Origin of the sequence: Pseudomonas sp. B21-035 (genome assembly GCF_024748945.1) — a bacterium.
In the GTDB taxonomy this organism is placed as follows: domain Bacteria; phylum Pseudomonadota; class Gammaproteobacteria; order Pseudomonadales; family Pseudomonadaceae; genus Aquipseudomonas.
Genome location: NZ_CP087179.1, coordinates 5,053,479 through 5,068,761, shown reverse-complemented (window position 1 = coordinate 5,068,761; position 15,283 = coordinate 5,053,479). Strand labels below are relative to the sequence as shown.

The 15,283-nt window shown below is 62.0% G+C and carries 13 protein-coding genes; 7 read left to right on the top strand and 6 right to left on the bottom strand.

All coding sequences use genetic code 11. The features are described from left to right. Positions 1-42: 42 nt before the first annotated feature. The 3 genes from LOY22_RS23125 to LOY22_RS23115 all read right to left on the bottom strand — a co-directional run bounded on the left by LOY22_RS23125 (position 43) and on the right by LOY22_RS23115 (position 5,812). The gene (locus LOY22_RS23125; protein ID WP_093379281.1) at positions 43-2,853 is read right to left on the bottom strand and encodes an FAD-binding and (Fe-S)-binding domain-containing protein; all 2,811 of its coding nucleotides are present in this window, start codon (positions 2,851-2,853) and stop codon (positions 43-45) included. A 78-nt stretch (positions 2,854-2,931) separates the two neighbouring features. Then, the gene (gene lldD / locus LOY22_RS23120; RefSeq protein ID WP_045199765.1) at positions 2,932-4,077 is read right to left on the bottom strand and encodes an FMN-dependent L-lactate dehydrogenase LldD; all 1,146 of its coding nucleotides are present in this window, start codon (positions 4,075-4,077) and stop codon (positions 2,932-2,934) included. Between the two features lie 67 nt (positions 4,078-4,144). After that, positions 4,145-5,812: a lactate permease LctP family transporter gene (locus LOY22_RS23115; RefSeq protein WP_093379286.1), complete on the bottom strand. Its 1,668-nt coding sequence runs from the start codon at positions 5,810-5,812 to the stop codon at positions 4,145-4,147. A 254-nt stretch (positions 5,813-6,066) separates the two neighbouring features. On the opposite strand from LOY22_RS23115, the gene LOY22_RS23110 reads away from it, so the two are divergent. Further along, positions 6,067-6,834, top strand: a complete 768-nt coding sequence (locus tag LOY22_RS23110) for a GntR family transcriptional regulator (protein WP_045199761.1) — start codon at positions 6,067-6,069, stop codon at positions 6,832-6,834. A 68-nt stretch (positions 6,835-6,902) separates the two neighbouring features. Here LOY22_RS23110 and smpB read toward each other — a convergent pair whose 3' ends face one another. Next, complete coding sequence (smpB, locus tag LOY22_RS23105) at positions 6,903-7,385, bottom strand: SsrA-binding protein SmpB (RefSeq protein ID WP_028944546.1); 483 nt, start codon at positions 7,383-7,385, stop codon at positions 6,903-6,905. A gap of 160 nt (positions 7,386-7,545) precedes the next feature. Between smpB and LOY22_RS23100 the strand changes: the two genes are divergently transcribed. Further along, positions 7,546-7,980 carry a type II toxin-antitoxin system RatA family toxin gene (locus LOY22_RS23100; RefSeq protein WP_045199756.1) on the top strand — a complete coding sequence of 145 codons (435 nt, stop codon included), beginning with the start codon at positions 7,546-7,548 and terminating at the stop codon, positions 7,978-7,980. Beyond that, a complete protein-coding gene (locus LOY22_RS23095) occupies positions 7,973-8,290 on the top strand; it encodes an RnfH family protein (RefSeq protein WP_045199754.1) in 318 nt (105 codons plus the stop codon). The genes LOY22_RS23100 and LOY22_RS23095 overlap by 8 nt, the downstream gene beginning before the upstream one ends. A gap of 56 nt (positions 8,291-8,346) precedes the next feature. Here LOY22_RS23095 and LOY22_RS23090 read toward each other — a convergent pair whose 3' ends face one another. After that, complete coding sequence (locus tag LOY22_RS23090; RefSeq protein WP_045199752.1) at positions 8,347-8,871, bottom strand: outer membrane protein assembly factor BamE; 525 nt, start codon at positions 8,869-8,871, stop codon at positions 8,347-8,349. Between the two features lie 97 nt (positions 8,872-8,968). On the opposite strand from LOY22_RS23090, the gene fur reads away from it, so the two are divergent. Continuing rightward, a complete protein-coding gene (fur, locus tag LOY22_RS23085) occupies positions 8,969-9,373 on the top strand; it encodes a ferric iron uptake transcriptional regulator (RefSeq protein WP_045199750.1) in 405 nt (134 codons plus the stop codon). An 89-nt stretch (positions 9,374-9,462) separates the two neighbouring features. On the opposite strand, the gene recN is transcribed toward fur, so the two are convergent. Then, a complete protein-coding gene (gene recN, locus LOY22_RS23080) occupies positions 9,463-11,136 on the bottom strand; it encodes a DNA repair protein RecN (RefSeq protein ID WP_195885067.1) in 1,674 nt (557 codons plus the stop codon). Between the two features lie 231 nt (positions 11,137-11,367). Here recN and grpE point away from each other — a divergent pair, with 231 nt between their 5' ends. The 3 genes from grpE to dnaJ all read left to right on the top strand — a co-directional run bounded on the left by grpE (position 11,368) and on the right by dnaJ (position 15,278). Then, on the top strand, positions 11,368-11,922 hold the full coding sequence (grpE, locus tag LOY22_RS23075; protein ID WP_045199745.1) for a nucleotide exchange factor GrpE: 555 nt from the start codon (positions 11,368-11,370) through the stop codon (positions 11,920-11,922). 101 nt (positions 11,923-12,023) lie between these two features. Beyond that, positions 12,024-13,943 (top strand): molecular chaperone DnaK, encoded by a 1,920-nt coding sequence (dnaK, locus tag LOY22_RS23070; protein ID WP_038998651.1) that lies wholly within the window; start codon positions 12,024-12,026, stop codon positions 13,941-13,943. 210 nt (positions 13,944-14,153) lie between these two features. Continuing rightward, positions 14,154-15,278 (top strand): molecular chaperone DnaJ, encoded by a 1,125-nt coding sequence (gene dnaJ / locus LOY22_RS23065; protein ID WP_045199742.1) that lies wholly within the window; start codon positions 14,154-14,156, stop codon positions 15,276-15,278. Positions 15,279-15,283: the final 5 nt, after the last annotated feature.

Sequence of the window (15,283 nt, the reverse complement as noted above, 5' to 3'; positions counted from 1 at the left end):
AGGGGGGCCTAATTTGATGGACTGCTCCGCTCTCACAAAGGTTCAGATAGCCCGCGCCCGTGTTACCCGGTCCACCAGGTACACCAGCCCGTGATAATCGATCCCGCCATGGTTCGACAGGCCGATCTCGCAGGTGCGGCTGGTAGAGATGCCTTCGCTGCAGTACTGCACCGCATCCTTGAGGCTGCGCAGCGAATGGGCATTGAGCTGCGGGGTGGTAAAGCCCTTGTCACCGGCAAAACCGCAGCAATGGATGCCTTCGGGAATCACCACCTGTTTGCTGCAACGCCGCGCCAGGTCGATCAGCGCCTGGCTTTCACCCAGGTGCTGGGTGCTGCAGGTCACGTGTACGGCGATCGGCTCGTCCTGGGGGGTGAACTCCAGCTTGTCGACCAGGTGGGTGCGGATGAAGCGCACCGGGTCATACAGGTCCAGGCGCGTTTCGGCGAGATCCTGGACCAGGCGCAAGGTGCACGGGCTGGTATCGCAGTAGATCGGGTCAAGGCCGCCGCGGCTGGCGTGCAGCAGGGCGTTGATCAGCTCCTGGCGCTTGTGCTCGGCCTGCTCGGCATAGCCCTTGGAAGCAAACGGCTGGCCACAGCACAGGTTGTCCTGGTTGTCCGGGAATACCACTTGATAGCCGGCCTTTTCCAGCAGGGCGCGGGTCTTGTCCAGCAACGAGGTTTGCTCGCGATCCGCCGCCGCCGGACCCATCACCCTTGAAACACAGGCGGCCAGATAGACGACTCGGGGCCGCGCATCGTTGCTGGCCGGGCTGAGCTGCACCGCTTTTAGCGGTTGTGGCATGGCCGGCGTCCACTGTGGTACTCGGCCGTGGCTGAGCTTACTGAGGCTGGCGCTCAGGCGACTCAGGCGCGGCGCGCCAAGCAGGCGACGGGCGCCGTTGGCGGCTTGCAAGGTAAGGCGCGCGCCACTGAGGGCGGTATGGAAATTGTCAGCCAGCCAATCGGCAGTCTTCACGTGTTCGGCAGCCTGGCCGCGCAGCTTTTTCACCAGCTCACCGGTATTGATACCCACCGGGCAGCGTTGGGCGCACAGGCCGGTGGCGGCGCAGGTGTCGATGCCCTGGTACTGGTAGTTGCGTTCCAGCTCGCGGGTATCGCTGCCAGCGCGTTTTTTCGCCTGGATATCGCGCCACATGACGATGCGCTGGCGCGGGCTCAGGGTCAGCCCCTTGGACGGGCAGACCGGCTCGCAGAAGCCGCATTCGATGCACTTGTCGACGATCTCGTCAGCCGCCGGTAGCGGCTTGAGGTTTTTCAGATGGATTTGCGGGTCTTCGCTGAGCACCACGTCCGGGTTGAGAATGCCATTGGGGTCGAGCAGGCGCTTGAGCTGCCACATCAACTGGTAGGCATCGCTGCCCCATTCCAGCTCAACAAAGGGTGCCATGTTGCGCCCGGTGCCGTGTTCGGCCTTGAGCGAGCCGCCGAATTCGACCGCCACCAGTTGCGCCACGTCGTCCATGAAGGCCTGGTAACGCGCGACCTCTTCGGCGCTGTTGAAGCCCTGGGTGAAGACGAAGTGCAGGTTGCCTTCCAGGGCATGGCCGAACAGGATCGCCTCGTCATAGTGATGTTTGTCGAACAGCGCAATCAGGCGATTGACGCCGATGGCCAGTTGCTCGACCGGGAAGGTCACGTCTTCGATGATCACCGTGGTGCCGGTCTTGCGCACCGCGCCAACGGCCGGGAAGGTGTCCTTGCGGATGGCCCAGAGCTTGGCGTTCTCCTTGGCGTCTTCGGTAAAGTTGACCTGCTTTTCCACCGGGAAGCTGGCCAGCGAGGCCATGATTTGCGCCAGTTGCTCGTGCAGCAGCGCCTGGGTTGCTGCGCGGGATTCGATCAAAAGTGCGCAGGCGCCATCGGACAGTTGCTGGACGAAGGCCGGCATCCCGGGCTTGTCCTGCACCGAGCGCAGGCTGCGTCGGTCGAGCAGTTCCACCGCCGATACCGGTTGGCTCTTGAGTACGGTAACGGCGTTGCAGCAGGTTTCTACATCCGGGAAGACGATCAGTGCCGAGGCTTTGTTCGGGTGATCGATCACCGTGTCGTAGGTCACGGCACTGATAAAGCCCAGGGTGCCCTCGGAGCCGACCAGCAGGTGGCTGAGGATATCCAGCGGCTGGTCATAGTCGATCAGGGCATTGAGCGACAGGCCGGTGGTGTTCTTCAGGCGGTACTTGTGGCGAATTCTGGCGGCTAGCTCAGTGTTGGCGCGGGTGTCCCGGGCCAGGCGCGCGAGCTTATCGAGCAGGTCGGCGTGGCTCTGTTCGAAGGCGGCGACGCTGGCCGGGTCTTCGCTGTCCAGGCGCGTGCCGTCGGCCAGCACCAGGCGCATGCCGGCCAGGGTGTGATAGGTGTTCTGCGCGGTGCCGCAGCACATGCCGCTGGCATTGTTGGCGACGATACCGCCAATCTTGCAGGCGTTGATCGAGGCAGGGTCCGGGCCGATCTTGCGCCCGAACGGGGCCAGCCAGGCATTGGCCTGGGCGCCGATCACGCCCGGTTGCAGACGGATCTGCTGGCCCTGGTGGCGAATCTCGCGGCCGTTCCAGTTATCGCCGAGCACGATCAGCACCGAATCGCTGATGGCCTGGCCGGACAGGCTGGTGCCGGCGGCGCGGAAGGTGACCGGCACGCGCTCGCGCTGGGCCAGCTTGAGCAGGGCGACCACTTCATCTTCGGATTCGACCCGTATCACCAGTTTGGGAATCAGCCGGTAGAAGCTGGCATCGGTGCCGAAAGCCAGGGTCGACAGCGGATCGTCGAAACGGCGCTCGGCGGGTATCAGGCGTGCTACCGAGTCGAGAAACGCGGCGGGCAGACTCATGCAATCTCCTCGCGGGGCCGTGGCGTCTGGTGCGCCGCGTGCCCCGGTCAATCAGGCGGTGATTCGAAGGCGCGGCTATCAGGCACCCAGTTCGCGGACCAGCGAGTCGCGGGTGATTTCGCTGATCGATTTGGCGCCTGTCAGCACCATGGCCACGCGCATTTCTTTTTCGAACAGCTCCAGCAGGTTCTTCACCCCGGCTTCACCGGCGGTGGCCAGGGCGTAGAGGAATGCACGGCCGATCAACACGGTGTCGGCGCCCAGGGCAATCATGCGCACCACGTCCAGGCCGCTGCGGATGCCGGAGTCGGCGAGAATCTTCAGATCGCCTTTGACCGCGTCGGCAATCGCCGGCAGGGCGCGGGCACTCGACAGCACGCCATCGAGCTGGCGGCCGCCGTGGTTGGAGACGACGATGCCGTCGGCGCCGAACTTCACGGCGTCCTTGGCATCTTGCGGGTCGAGGATGCCCTTGATCACCATCGGGCCTTCCCAGAATTCGCGGATCCACTCAAGGTCTTTCCAGGAAATCGACGGGTCGAAATTGGCGCCCAGCCAGCCGATGTAATCGGCCAGCCCCGTGGGGCTGCCGCGGTAGGCGGAGATGTTGCCCAGGTCATGGGGTTTGCCCAGCAGGCCGACATCCACGGCCCACTGCGGGTGGGTCATGGCCTGCCAGACGCGGCGCAGCGGCGCGTTCGGGCCGCTCATGCCGGAGTGCGCATCGCGGTAGCGGGCGCCGGGCACCGGCATGTCCACGGTGAACACCAGGGTGGTAACGCCAGCGGCCTTGGCGCGCTCCAGGGCGTTGCGCATGAAGCCGCGATCCTTGAGCACATAGAGCTGGAACCACATCGGCCGGTCAATGGCCGGCGCCACTTCTTCGATCGGGCACACCGACACCGTCGACAGGGTGAACGGAATGCCTTTGGCCGCTGCCGCCCGCGCCGCCTGGACTTCGCCGCGGCGTGCGTACATGCCGGTCAGGCCGACCGGCGCCAGGGCCACCGGCATGCTCAGGGTTTCGTTGAACAGTTGGGTCTCGAGGCTCAGCTCGGACATGTTCTTCAATACGCGCTGGCGCAGGGCGATGCCGGCCAGGTCTTCGACGTTGTGGCGCAGCGTGTGCTCGGCGTAGGCACCGCCGTCGGCGTAGTGGAACAGGAATGGCGGCAGCTTGCGTTGGGCTGCTGCGCGGTAATCGGTAGCGGCAGAAATGATCATGGGGTCTCGCAGCGTTGGGTGAAGGGGAGCTGCCGGGCGCACCACAACGCGCCCGGCCCCTGACACTTTAGTGAACCAGCATGCCGGTCAGCCAATAAGCCTGGATCAAGGTGATCAGGCCAACGATAGTGGCGAAGAACAAGCTGTGCTTGAGGGTGAAGCGGAACAGGTCCGACTCTTTGCCGACCAGGCCGGTAGCGGCGCAGGCCACGGCGATCGACTGCGGCGAAATCATTTTGCCGGTCACGCCGCCGCTGGTGTTGGCGGCCACCAGCAGGGTGTCGTTGACCCCGATCTGGTGCGCGGTGGTGGCCTGCAGCGAGCTGAACAGGGCGTTCGACGAAGTATCGGAACCGGTCAGAAACACGCCCAGCCAGCCGAGGAACGGCGAGAAGAACGGGAACGCCGCGCCAGTGCCGGCCAGTACCAGGGCCATGGTCGACGACATGCCCGAGTAGTTGGTGACGAAGGCAAAGGCCAGGACCATGCCGATCGACAGGATCGGCCAGCGCAGTTCGAAGAAGGTCTCTTTCAAAGTGGTCAGACCAGTTTTGAAATTGATCTTCAGCACCAGCATCGAGATCAGCGCCGAGAAGAAAATCGCGGTACCGGTGGCAGAAATCGGGTCGAGCTTGAACACCGCCGGGATCGCCGTCGGGGTGGCGACGATCGGTGCGGTCTTGATCACCAGTTGGTCAAGGTGCGGGATGGCGAAGTTGAATACCCAGCTGTACATCGAGCCACCGGCGGCGAAAGCGGCCTTGAACGGCTTGAGGGTCCAGATGGTGACCAGCACGGTGAGGATCAGGAACGGCGACCAGGCTTTGAAGATCTCGCCGAAGCTGTACGGCGAAGGCTGGCTGCCACCGCTCTGTACCACAGCGGCGCCAACACTACCGGGGGCGGCGGCGAACGAACGCTTGGGCTGCCAGACCTTGAGGAACAGGGTCAGGGAAATCAGGCTGGCCAGGGCCGAGGTGATGTCCGGCAGTTCTGGGCCAATGAAGTTCGAGGTGAAGTACTGGGTCACGGCAAAGCTCAGGCCGGCCACCAGGGCGGCTGGCCAGGTCTCTTTGACGCCGCGCAGGCCGTCCATCATGAACACCAGCCAGAACGGTACGAATAGCGACAGCAAGGGCAGCTGGCGGCCGGTCATGGCGCCGATCTTGAACGCATCGATACCGGTGACCTGGCCGGCCACGATGATCGGGATGCCCAGGGCGCCGAAGGCCACAGGCGCGGTGTTGGCGATCAGGCACAGGCCGGCGGCGTACAGCGGGTTGAAGCCCAGGCCCACGAGCAGGGCGGCGGTGATCGCCACCGGGGCGCCGAAGCCTGCCGCACCTTCAAGGAAGGCGCCGAAGCAGAAACCGATCAACAGCACCTGCAGGCGCTGGTCGTCGGTAATCGACAGCACCGAGCTGCGGATCACTTCGAACTGGCCGCTCTTGACCGTCAGCTTGTACAGGAACACTGCGGCGACAATGATCCAGGCAATCGGCCACAGGCCATAGGCAAAGCCGTATCCGGCGGCGGCAAGGGCCATGTCGGCAGGCATCTGGAAAGCAAAGATCGCCACCAGGATCGACAGGCCCAGCGTGATGCTGCCAGCCACGTGACCCTTGAGGCGGAACACCGCCAGCGCGAGGAAAAAGAACACGATCGGGATGACTGCCGCGAGCGCGGACAGGCCAAGACTACCAAGCGGACTGTAAAGCTGTTGCCAGGTTTGCATATGGGGTGGCCCCTAATTGTTGTTGGTCAGGCACTGGCATTGGATAATTGGTAAGACCAATTTACAATGTCGAGGCGCTAGGTTAAAAGCCTCGAAGTGGCTGTGTCAATTTGTCCCAGGAAACTTTTCTTGGGATGGTTGAAGGGGAGCGGGCCTGAACGGCAGGGAAATTTGCCAACTGATTAGTGTCGGCGGGTCGCGGATGCGCCAGAATAGACAGCCCCGAACGCACTCGGGATTGTGGAGAGCATGTGATGGTTTTTGATCAGGTCCGCCAACGCCGTTTGTCCGACGATATCGTCGAACGGCTGGAAGGGATGATTCTCGAAGGCACCTTGACGGCCGGTCAGCGCCTGCCTGCCGAGCGGGCGCTGGCCGAGCAGTTCGGCGTGTCACGACCGTCGTTGCGCGAAGCGATCCAGAAGCTGGTGGCCAAGGGCTTGTTGGTCAGCCGCCAGGGCGGTGGTAACTATGTGGCCGAATCGCTCGGCTCGACCTTCAGTGACCCGCTGCTGCAGTTGCTCGAAAGCAACCCTGAAGCGCAGCGCGACTTGCTGGAATTCCGGCATACCCTGGAGGCATCCTGCGCCTATTATGCGGCGATCCGCGCCACCGAGCCGGATCGCCTGCGGCTCAAGGCGGCCTTCGACACTTTGCAGGATTGCTACGCCCGCGCTGATGAAGTCGACCGGGCCGAAGAGGGCGCGGCCGATGCGCGTTTTCATCTGGCAATCGCCGAAGCCAGTCATAACGCGGTGTTGTTGCACACCATTCGTGGCCTGTTCGACCTGCTCAAGCGCAACGTGGTGACCAACATCGGCGGCATGTACAAACAGCGCAGCGAAACCCGCGACATGCTCATCAGCCAGCACCGCGAGCTGTACCTGGCGATTGTCGAAGGGCGTGCCGAAGATGCACGCGAAGTCTCCAGCCGGCACATCACCTATGTGCAGGAAGTGCTCGATGAAGTGCGCCAGGAGGTTCAGCGGGTGGCGCGGGCGGAGCGGCGCAGCGGGCGCTAGCAATCGTGGGGCAAACTCGCCCCTGTAGGAGCGGGCTTGCCCCGCGATGAGGGCGCTTCAGGCTGGAATCAGTCTTCCTTGCCCTTGTTGCGTACCGCGCGCTGCAACTCGCGGTCGGAATCGCGCTCGCGCTGGGTATCGCGCTTGTCGTATTCCTTCTTGCCCTTGCCCAGTGCGATTTCGCACTTGATCAAGTGCTTGCTCCAATAGATCGACAAGGCCACGCAGGTGTAGCCCTTCTGCTGGACAGCCGCGTGCAGGCGTTCCAGCTCTCGACGGTTGAGCAGCAGTTTGCGGGTACGTGTCGGGTCGGCGATGACGTGAGTACTGGCGGCTGTCAGCGGCGTGATGTGGCTGCCCATCAGCCAGGCCTCGCCATCCTTGAGCACCACGTAACTGTCGGTCAGGTGCGCCTTGCCGGCACGCAGACTTTTTACTTCCCAACCGGACAGGACCAATCCGGCCTCGAACTTGTGCTCGATGAAGTAATCGTGACGCGCCTTTTTATTCTGCGCGATAGTCCCTGTCGGATGTTTCTTTTGTTTAGCCATAGGGGCGGCATTATAGGCAGTCGCCGCGCTGTCGGCTATGGGTAGCGGTGCGCTTGAGCCATTGCCGTGAATCCCGGACAATGCGCGCACTTGATGCGCTCAATGGCGCCCATCGGCATTCGGGTTGCGTTTGCCGCTCAGCTTTGGAATCGACCCCTGGATGACTACCCATATTCAACGTTCGGCCCTGCTGCCATATCCCGCCCAGGCCCTGTACGACCTGGTCAATGATGTCGCGCGCTACCCGGAGTTCCTGCCCTGGTGTTCGTCCAGCACCGTGATCGAAGAAAGCGACACGCACATGCGCGCACGCCTTGAGGTAGCCAAGGGCGGGATGAGCCAGCAGTTTGTAACCAGCAATGTGCTGGTGCCGGGCCAGTCCATCGAAATGAACCTTGAAGAAGGGCCATTTTCCCAGCTGCATGGTGTCTGGGTGTTCAAGCCGTTGGGCGAGAAAGCCTGCAAGATCAGCCTCGACCTGTCGTTCGATTACGCCGGGCCATTGGTGCGTGCCACCTTGGGGCCGTTGTTCAACCAGGCCGCCAACACTCTTGTCGATGCTTTCTGCCAGCGTGCCAAGCAGCTCCATGTCTGAAGCCTTGCTGACCGTCGAGGTGGTGTATGCCGTGGCTGAGCGGCAGGTGCTGCTCAGTGTTGAGGTGCCGGCGGGTGCGACTATCAATGAAGCAGTAAAACTGTCGGGGATCGCCGCGCATTTTCCCGAGGCCGATATTCAGGCCTGCCCGGTCGGGGTCTTTGGCCGGGTGATCGCCAATCCTGAAGCGCACAAGGTTGAGGCGGGTGATCGCATCGAGCTTTATCGGCCTTTGCTGGCGGACCCGAAAGAGGTGCGCAAGCAGCGCGCGGCCAAGGTTGCAAGGGTCTTCAAGAAAGCCAAGCGCTGAATTTCAGGCAATAAAAAGCCCGGACGGGTCCGGGCTTTTTTGTACGCGCTGCAGGCTTACTGCGGCGAGGTATCCAGTGGCTCGGGCACCGGCACCGGGATAACCTCAATGGTATCGACGTCTTTCTGGATGGTGTCTTCCAGCGAGCCTGGCTTGGCAGGTTTTTCCTGCGCAGCGGGTTCGGTGCTGCCGGTCGGGCTGACAGTCGTATCGCCGCTGCCACCGAGGATTTCCTGGTCGCGGCTGACACCCGGCATGAAGTCGCCGGACAGGCTGCTGAGCTGGTCGTTCTCGTTGAAGAAGATGCTCATGCGTTCCTGTTGGCGCTCACCGCCGCCAGGCTGCAGGCTGTACAGGTAATCCCAGCGATTGGTGTGGAACGTATCCTGGATCAGCGGGTTGCCCATGATAAACCGTACTTGCCGACGGGTCATTCCGGGGCGCAATTGGTCTATCATGTCTTGCGTGACGACATTGCCCTGCTGGATGTCGATTTTGTAAACCCCGGGGAACGAGCAACCGGCGAGTGCGAGCAGTCCCACGAAGGTGAGGCTGGTTAGCAAGAGCTTGGTGTTTTGCATCGGTGGGCGACTTCCACTATCTTGGCTGGACAACGTAAACCCCGATCATACCCGTATTCAGAGAAGCTGCGAAGCAGCATCGGCGAGAAAGCTGACCATGGTTGAAAATAGCGAACTGCGCAAAGCCGGTCTCAAGGTGACACTGCCTCGAGTGAAAATTCTACAGATGCTCGACTCTACCGAGCAGCGTCACATGAGTGCTGAGGATGTCTACAAAGCGCTGATGGAGGCAGGCGAGGACGTCGGTCTGGCCACGGTTTACCGTGTTCTGACCCAGTTCGAAGCCGCAGGCCTGGTCGTGCGCCACAACTTCGATGGCGGCCACGCCGTGTTCGAGCTGGCTGACGGTGGTCACCACGACCACATGGTCAACGTCGATTCCGGCGAAGTCATCGAGTTCTTCGACAGTGAAATCGAGAAGCGCCAGAAGCAAATCGTGGAAGAGCACGGTTTCGAGCTGGTGGACCACAATCTGGTCCTGTACGTACGCAAGAAAAAGTAAGCAATTATTACATTGCTGCATATGTACTGAAGGCGACCCTGGGGTCGCCTTCGTGCTTTCTGGCTGGCAGCTTTTTATAGCTGCGCGCTTCAGGCCTTGCTGGTGACCACCATCTTGCGGGCGTGGGCCAGGGACTCTTTGGTCAGGTCGATGCCGCCGAGCATGCGTGCAACCTCTTCAACGCGCTCGCGCTTGCCCAGGTTGGCCACTGCGGTGTGGGTGGCATCGCTGTCGCGCACCTTGTGCACGAACAGGTGGTGATGGCCCTGGGCAGCCACTTGCGGCAAGTGAGTGACGGTCAGCACCTGGCCGCGCTCGCCCAGGCGGCGCAGCAGCTGGCCGACGATCTCTGCCGTTGGCCCGCCGATGCCGACGTCGACTTCGTCGAACACCAGGGTCGGGATGCGCGAGGTCTGTGCAGTAATCACCTGGATCGCCAGACTGATCCGCGACAGCTCGCCACCGGAAGCCACCTTGGCCAGGGCCTTGAGCGGCTGCCCGGGGTTGGCGCTGACCAGCAGCTCGACCTGCTCCAGGCCCTGGGGTTGCAGTTCGTCGCTGCTGTTGGGCCGCAGCTCGATGCTGAAACGCCCGCCCGGCATGCCCAGGCGCTGGATTTCCTGCTCCACTGCACTGGCCAGCTGGCTGGCGGCTTGCTGGCGCAGGGCGCTCAGTTCGCCGGCCTTGTCCTGGTAGTGGCGGGCATAGGCGGCCAGTTCTTCACCCAGGCGCTCGATCGATTCGTCGTTGGCGTTGAGGTTCTCCAGCTCTTCCATCAGGCGTTGCTGCAGGCCAGCCAGCTCAGTGGGGTGCACCCGGTGTTTGCGGGCGAGGGTATAGATGGTGTCGAGGCGCTCTTCGAGCTGTTGCAGGCGCGCCGGGTCGGCGTCGAAGTTGTCGAGGAAGCGGTTCAGCTCGCCAACCGCTTCTTCTACCTGGATCTGCGCACTGGCGATCATGCTGGCTGCCTCGCCCAGGGCCTTGGGCGCGTTGTGCACGGCGGTCAGGCGGTTAAGGCTGGCGGTCAGAGCATTGAGCACGTTGCCCGAGTCGTTCTCGCTGCAGTGGTCGATGACCTGGCGGCAGATGCCGAACAGTGCTTCGGCGTTGGTCAGGTTCTTGTGTTCCTGCTCCAGCAGTTCCAGCTCGTTCTCGCCCAGGCCAAGGTTGTCGAGTTCTTCGAGCTGATAGCTGAGCAACTGGTGCTGCGCGCGCTGCTCGTCGCCGGAATTGGACAGCCGCTCCAGCTCCTGGCGGGTCTGGCGCCAGCGCTGGGCGGCAAGCTGGACCTGGCGGGCGAGGTCGGTGGCGCCGGCGTATTCATCGAGCAGGCGCCGATGCGTGTCGGTTTTCAGCAGTGACTGGTGTTCGTGCTGGCTGTGGATATCGATCAGCAGCTCGCCCAGGGCCTTGAGGTCGCCGAGCGGGCAGGGCGTGCCGTTGATATAGCCACGGCTACGGCCTTCGGCGGTGATCACCCGGCGCAGGATGCACGGGCCGTCGCTGTCGAGGTCGCGTTCGGCGAGCCAGCTGCGCGCCTCGGGGATGTCGACCAGGTCGAAGGTGGCAAGGATGTCGGCCTTGTCGGCCCCTGGGCGCACCACGCCACTGTCGGCGCGATCGCCCAGGGTCAGGCCCAGGGCGTCGAGCATGATCGATTTGCCGGCCCCGGTTTCACCGGTGATGACGCTCATCCCGCGGGCGAGCTCGAGGTCCAGGTGTTCGACGATGGCGTAGTTGTGTACGGACAGGTGCACCAGCATTGGGGCGGCTCCCAGGCGTTAGGTCTGGTTATTTATACAGTGTTTTCAAATCCGCTGACAATGCTGATGTTTAGTTCAATTTGGTAATCGCGGCGCGGTTCTGATTGCGCTGGGTTATGAGCGAATGTGTACAAGCTGTGTTGCCGGCCCTTGAACCTGGGTTTTGCGACCCCATATAGCCGGCAGACGCGCGAGTAATGCTCGCAGACCTTATTCGAGAGGAGAGATTTTATGGCTGACGAACAGCTGGATGAACAGAATCTGAACGCCGAAGCGACTGGCGACCAAGAGCTGAGCGCCCGCGTGCAGGTGCTCGAAGAGCAGCTGGCGGCGGCCCAGGATCAATCCCTGCGCACCGCCGCCGACCTGCAGAACGTGCGCCGCCGCGCCGAGCAGGACGTAGAAAAGGCGCACAAGTTCGCCCTGGAAAAATTCGCCGGTGACCTGCTGCCGGTCATCGACAGCCTCGAGCGCGGCCTGGAACTGTCCAGCCCCGACGACGAGAGCATTCGCCCGATGCGCGAAGGTATCGAGCTGACCCTGAAGATGTTCCACGACACCCTCAAGCGCTACAACCTCGAGGCCATCGACCCGCACGGCGAACCGTTCAATGCCGAGCACCATCAGGCGATGGCCATGCAGGAAAGCGCCGAGGTCGAGCCCAACAGCGTGCTCAAGGTGTTCCAGAAGGGCTACCAGCTCAACGGTCGCCTGCTGCGCCCGGCCATGGTCGTGGTCAGCAAGGCCCCGGCAGCGGTTTCGCCGTCGATTGACGAGCAGGCTTGAAATCGTTTTCGGCGCCCCCATCTAGGTGTCAAGCATTCAAGTATTACCGCAGTTAGCCACCACTGCTGCGGCAACCAAATTCAAGTTTCGGGAGAGTTAACATGGGTAAAATCATCGGTATCGACCTGGGGACCACCAACTCCTGTGTCTCCATTCTGGAAAACGGCAACGTCAAGGTCATCGAGAACGCCGAAGGCGCTCGTACCACGCCGTCGATCATCGCCTACGCCAACGACGGCGAAATCCTGGTTGGCCAGTCGGCCAAGCGCCAGGCGGTCACCAACCCGCACAACACCCTGTACGCGGTAAAACGTCTGATCGGTCGTCGCTTCGAAGAAGAAGTGGTGCAGAAAGACATCCAGATGGTTCCGTACAAAATTGTCAAAGCTGACAACAACGACGCCTGGGTTGAAGTGAACGGCCAGAAAATGGCGCCGCCACAAATCTCGGCTGAAATCCTGAAAAAAATGAAGAAGACCGCCGAAGACTACCTCGGCGAGCCAGTGACCGAAGCGGTGATCACCGTTCCGGCCTACTTCAACGACAGCCAGCGCCAGGCCACCAAAGACGCCGGCCGTATCGCCGGTCTGGACGTCAAGCGGATCATCAACGAGCCGACCGCGGCTGCGCTGGCCTATGGCATGGACAAGGCCAAGGGCGATCACACCGTGATCGTTTATGACCTGGGTGGCGGTACCTTCGACGTTTCGGTAATCGAAATCGCCGAAGTCGATGGCGAGCACCAGTTCGAAGTTCTGGCCACCAACGGTGACACTTTCCTCGGTGGTGAAGACTTCGACATCCGCCTGATCGACTACCTCGTCGACGAGTTCAAGAAAGAAAGCGGCATGAACCTCAAGGGTGACCCGCTGGCTATGCAGCGCCTGAAAGAAGCCGCTGAAAAGGCCAAGATCGAGCTGTCTTCGAGCCAGATGACCGACGTCAACCTGCCGTACATCACTGCAGACGCCACCGGTCCTAAGCACCTGAACGTGAAGATCTCCCGCGCCAAGCTGGAATCGCTGGTAGAAGACCTGGTTCAGCGCACCATCGAGCCATGCCGCATCGCCATGAAAGACGCCGGTATCGACGTCAGCAAGATCGACGACGTGATCCTGGTCGGCGGTCAGACCCGTATGCCGCTGGTGCAAAAAGCGGTTACCGACTTCTTCGGCAAAGAAGCGCGTAAAGACGTCAACCCGGACGAAGCGGTTGCCATGGGTGCTGCCATCCAGGGTGCGGTACTGGCCGGTGACGTCAAGGACGTATTGCTGCTGGACGTCAGCCCGCTGACCCTGGGTATCGAAACCATGGGCGGCGTGATGACCGCGCTGATCGAGAAGAACACCACTATTCCGACCAAGAAGTCGCAAGTGTTCTCGACTGCCGATGACAACCAGGGCGCCGTGACCATTCACGTGCTGCAAGGTGAGCGTAAGCAGGCTGCACAGAACAAGTCCCTGGGCAAGTTCGACCTGGCCGACATTCCACCTGCTCCACGTGGTGTGCCACAAATCGAAGTGACCTTCGACATCGACGCCAACGGCATCCTGCACGTCGGCGCCAAAGACAAGGCCACTGGCAAGACCCAGTCGATCGTGATCAAGGCCAACTCCGGCCTGTCTGATGAAGAAATTCAGCAGATGATCCGCGACGCTGAAGCGAACTCGGAAGAAGACCGCAAGTTCGAAGAGCTGGCCGCTGCCCGTAACCAGGGTGATGCACTGGTTCACTCGACTCGCAAGATGGTCGTTGACGCTGGTGACAAGGTCACTGCTGACGAGAAAACCGCGATCGAAGCGGCCGTGGTTGCCCTGGAAGCCGCCATCAAGGGCGACGACAAGGCTGCCATCGACGCTAAAGTCGAAGAGCTGTCGAAGGTCTCGGCTCCGGTTGCCCAGAAGATGTACGCCGAGCAGTCGGCTGAACAGCCTCAGGGTGGCGCCCAGCAAGCTGAGCCGGAAGCCAAGCACGACGACGTCGTCGATGCCGAGTTTGAAGAAGTCAAAGACAACAAGTAATTGCTACAGGTTGTCGGCCAGTTGACTGTTTATTGATGGTTGGCTGGTAGGATGTCGCCGCGCGGGGGCTTGCTCCCGCGTTGGCGTGTCTGCAATACCCGAATTTTTACAGCATCTGTCAGCCGCCCGTGGGGCAGGTGAGGCGGGTGCTGGCGGCACAGCGCGGAATGCGCAGAGGTTTGCCGAACGTCCTCAAGAGTGCAAAGACTTATGGCAAAGCGTGACTATTACGAAGTTCTGGGAGTTGAGCGCGGCTCCAGTGAAGCGGACCTGAAGAAGGCCTATCGCCGCCTGGCGATGAAGCATCACCCGGACCGTAATCCTGATGACAAGGACTCGGAAGAGAAATTCAAGGAAGCCAACGAGGCTTACGAAGTGCTCTCCGATGCCAGCAAGCGTGCGGCCTATGACCAGTATGGTCATGCCGGCGTGGATCCGAGCATGGGTGGCGGCGGTGCCGGTTTCGGCGGCGCGAACTTCTCGGATATCTTCGGCGATGTGTTCAGCGATTTCTTCGGCGGTGGCCGTGGTGGTTCGCGCGGTGGCGCCCAGCGTGGCAGCGACCTGCGCTACACCCTGGAACTGAACCTGGAAGAAGCCGTGCGCGGCACCACGGTCAATATCCGTGTGCCGACGCTGGTCAACTGCAAGCCGTGCGACGGTTCCGGGGCCAAGAAAGGCTCGTCGCCGTCGACCTGCCCGACCTGCGGCGGTATCGGCCAGGTGCGCATGCAGCAGGGCTTCTTCTCGGTCCAGCAGACCTGCCCGCGCTGCCACGGCCAGGGCAAGATCATCACCGACCCGTGCGACTCGTGCCACGGCGAAGGGCGCATCGAAGAGTACAAGACACTGTCGGTCAAGGTCCCGGCTGGCGTTGATACCGGCGACCGTATTCGTCTGTCTGGTGAAGGTGAAGCCGGTTCGCACGGCGGACCGACTGGCGACCTTTACGTTGTCATCAACGTGCGTGAGCACCCGATTTTCCAGCGCGACGGCAAGCACCTGTATTGTGAAGTGCCGATCAGCTACACCGACGCTGCCCTGGGTGGCGAGCTGGAAGTGCCGACCCTCGATGGCCGGGTCAAGCTGAAGATCCCGGAAGGCACCCAGACCGGCAAGCAGTTCCGTCTGCGCGGCAAAGGTGTGGCACCGGTTCGCGGTGGTGGTGCCGGTGACCTGATGTGCCGGGTCGCGGTGGAAACCCCGGTCAACCTCAGCCGTCGCCAGCGTGAGCTGCTCGAAGAGCTGCGTGATTCGCTGGAGGGCGACAGTTCCCACTCGCCGAAAGCCAATGGCTGGTTCGAAGGCGTGAAACGCTTCTTCGGCGATCTGTAAGAAGG

What these genes read in the sequence shown, in the direction of transcription:
- dnaK (WP_038998651.1), top strand. Translation starts at nt 12,024, where the DNA reads ATGGGTAAAATCATCGGTATCGACCTGGGGACCACCAACTCCTGTGTC.
- LOY22_RS23095 (WP_045199754.1), top strand. Translation starts at nt 7,973, where the DNA reads ATGTCTGAAGCCTTGCTGACCGTCGAGGTGGTGTATGCCGTGGCTGAG.
- dnaJ (WP_045199742.1), top strand. Translation starts at nt 14,154, where the DNA reads ATGGCAAAGCGTGACTATTACGAAGTTCTGGGAGTTGAGCGCGGCTCC.
- LOY22_RS23110 (WP_045199761.1), top strand. Translation starts at nt 6,067, where the DNA reads ATGGTTTTTGATCAGGTCCGCCAACGCCGTTTGTCCGACGATATCGTC.
- LOY22_RS23115 (WP_093379286.1), bottom strand. Translation starts at nt 5,812, where the DNA reads ATGCAAACCTGGCAACAGCTTTACAGTCCGCTTGGTAGTCTTGGCCTG.
- grpE (WP_045199745.1), top strand. Translation starts at nt 11,368, where the DNA reads ATGGCTGACGAACAGCTGGATGAACAGAATCTGAACGCCGAAGCGACT.
- lldD (WP_045199765.1), bottom strand. Translation starts at nt 4,077, where the DNA reads ATGATCATTTCTGCCGCTACCGATTACCGCGCAGCAGCCCAACGCAAG.
- smpB (WP_028944546.1), bottom strand. Translation starts at nt 7,385, where the DNA reads ATGGCTAAACAAAAGAAACATCCGACAGGGACTATCGCGCAGAATAAA.
- fur (WP_045199750.1), top strand. Translation starts at nt 8,969, where the DNA reads ATGGTTGAAAATAGCGAACTGCGCAAAGCCGGTCTCAAGGTGACACTG.
- recN (WP_195885067.1), bottom strand. Translation starts at nt 11,136, where the DNA reads ATGCTGGTGCACCTGTCCGTACACAACTACGCCATCGTCGAACACCTG.
- LOY22_RS23090 (WP_045199752.1), bottom strand. Translation starts at nt 8,871, where the DNA reads ATGCAAAACACCAAGCTCTTGCTAACCAGCCTCACCTTCGTGGGACTG.
- LOY22_RS23125 (WP_093379281.1), bottom strand. Translation starts at nt 2,853, where the DNA reads ATGAGTCTGCCCGCCGCGTTTCTCGACTCGGTAGCACGCCTGATACCC.
- LOY22_RS23100 (WP_045199756.1), top strand. Translation starts at nt 7,546, where the DNA reads ATGACTACCCATATTCAACGTTCGGCCCTGCTGCCATATCCCGCCCAG.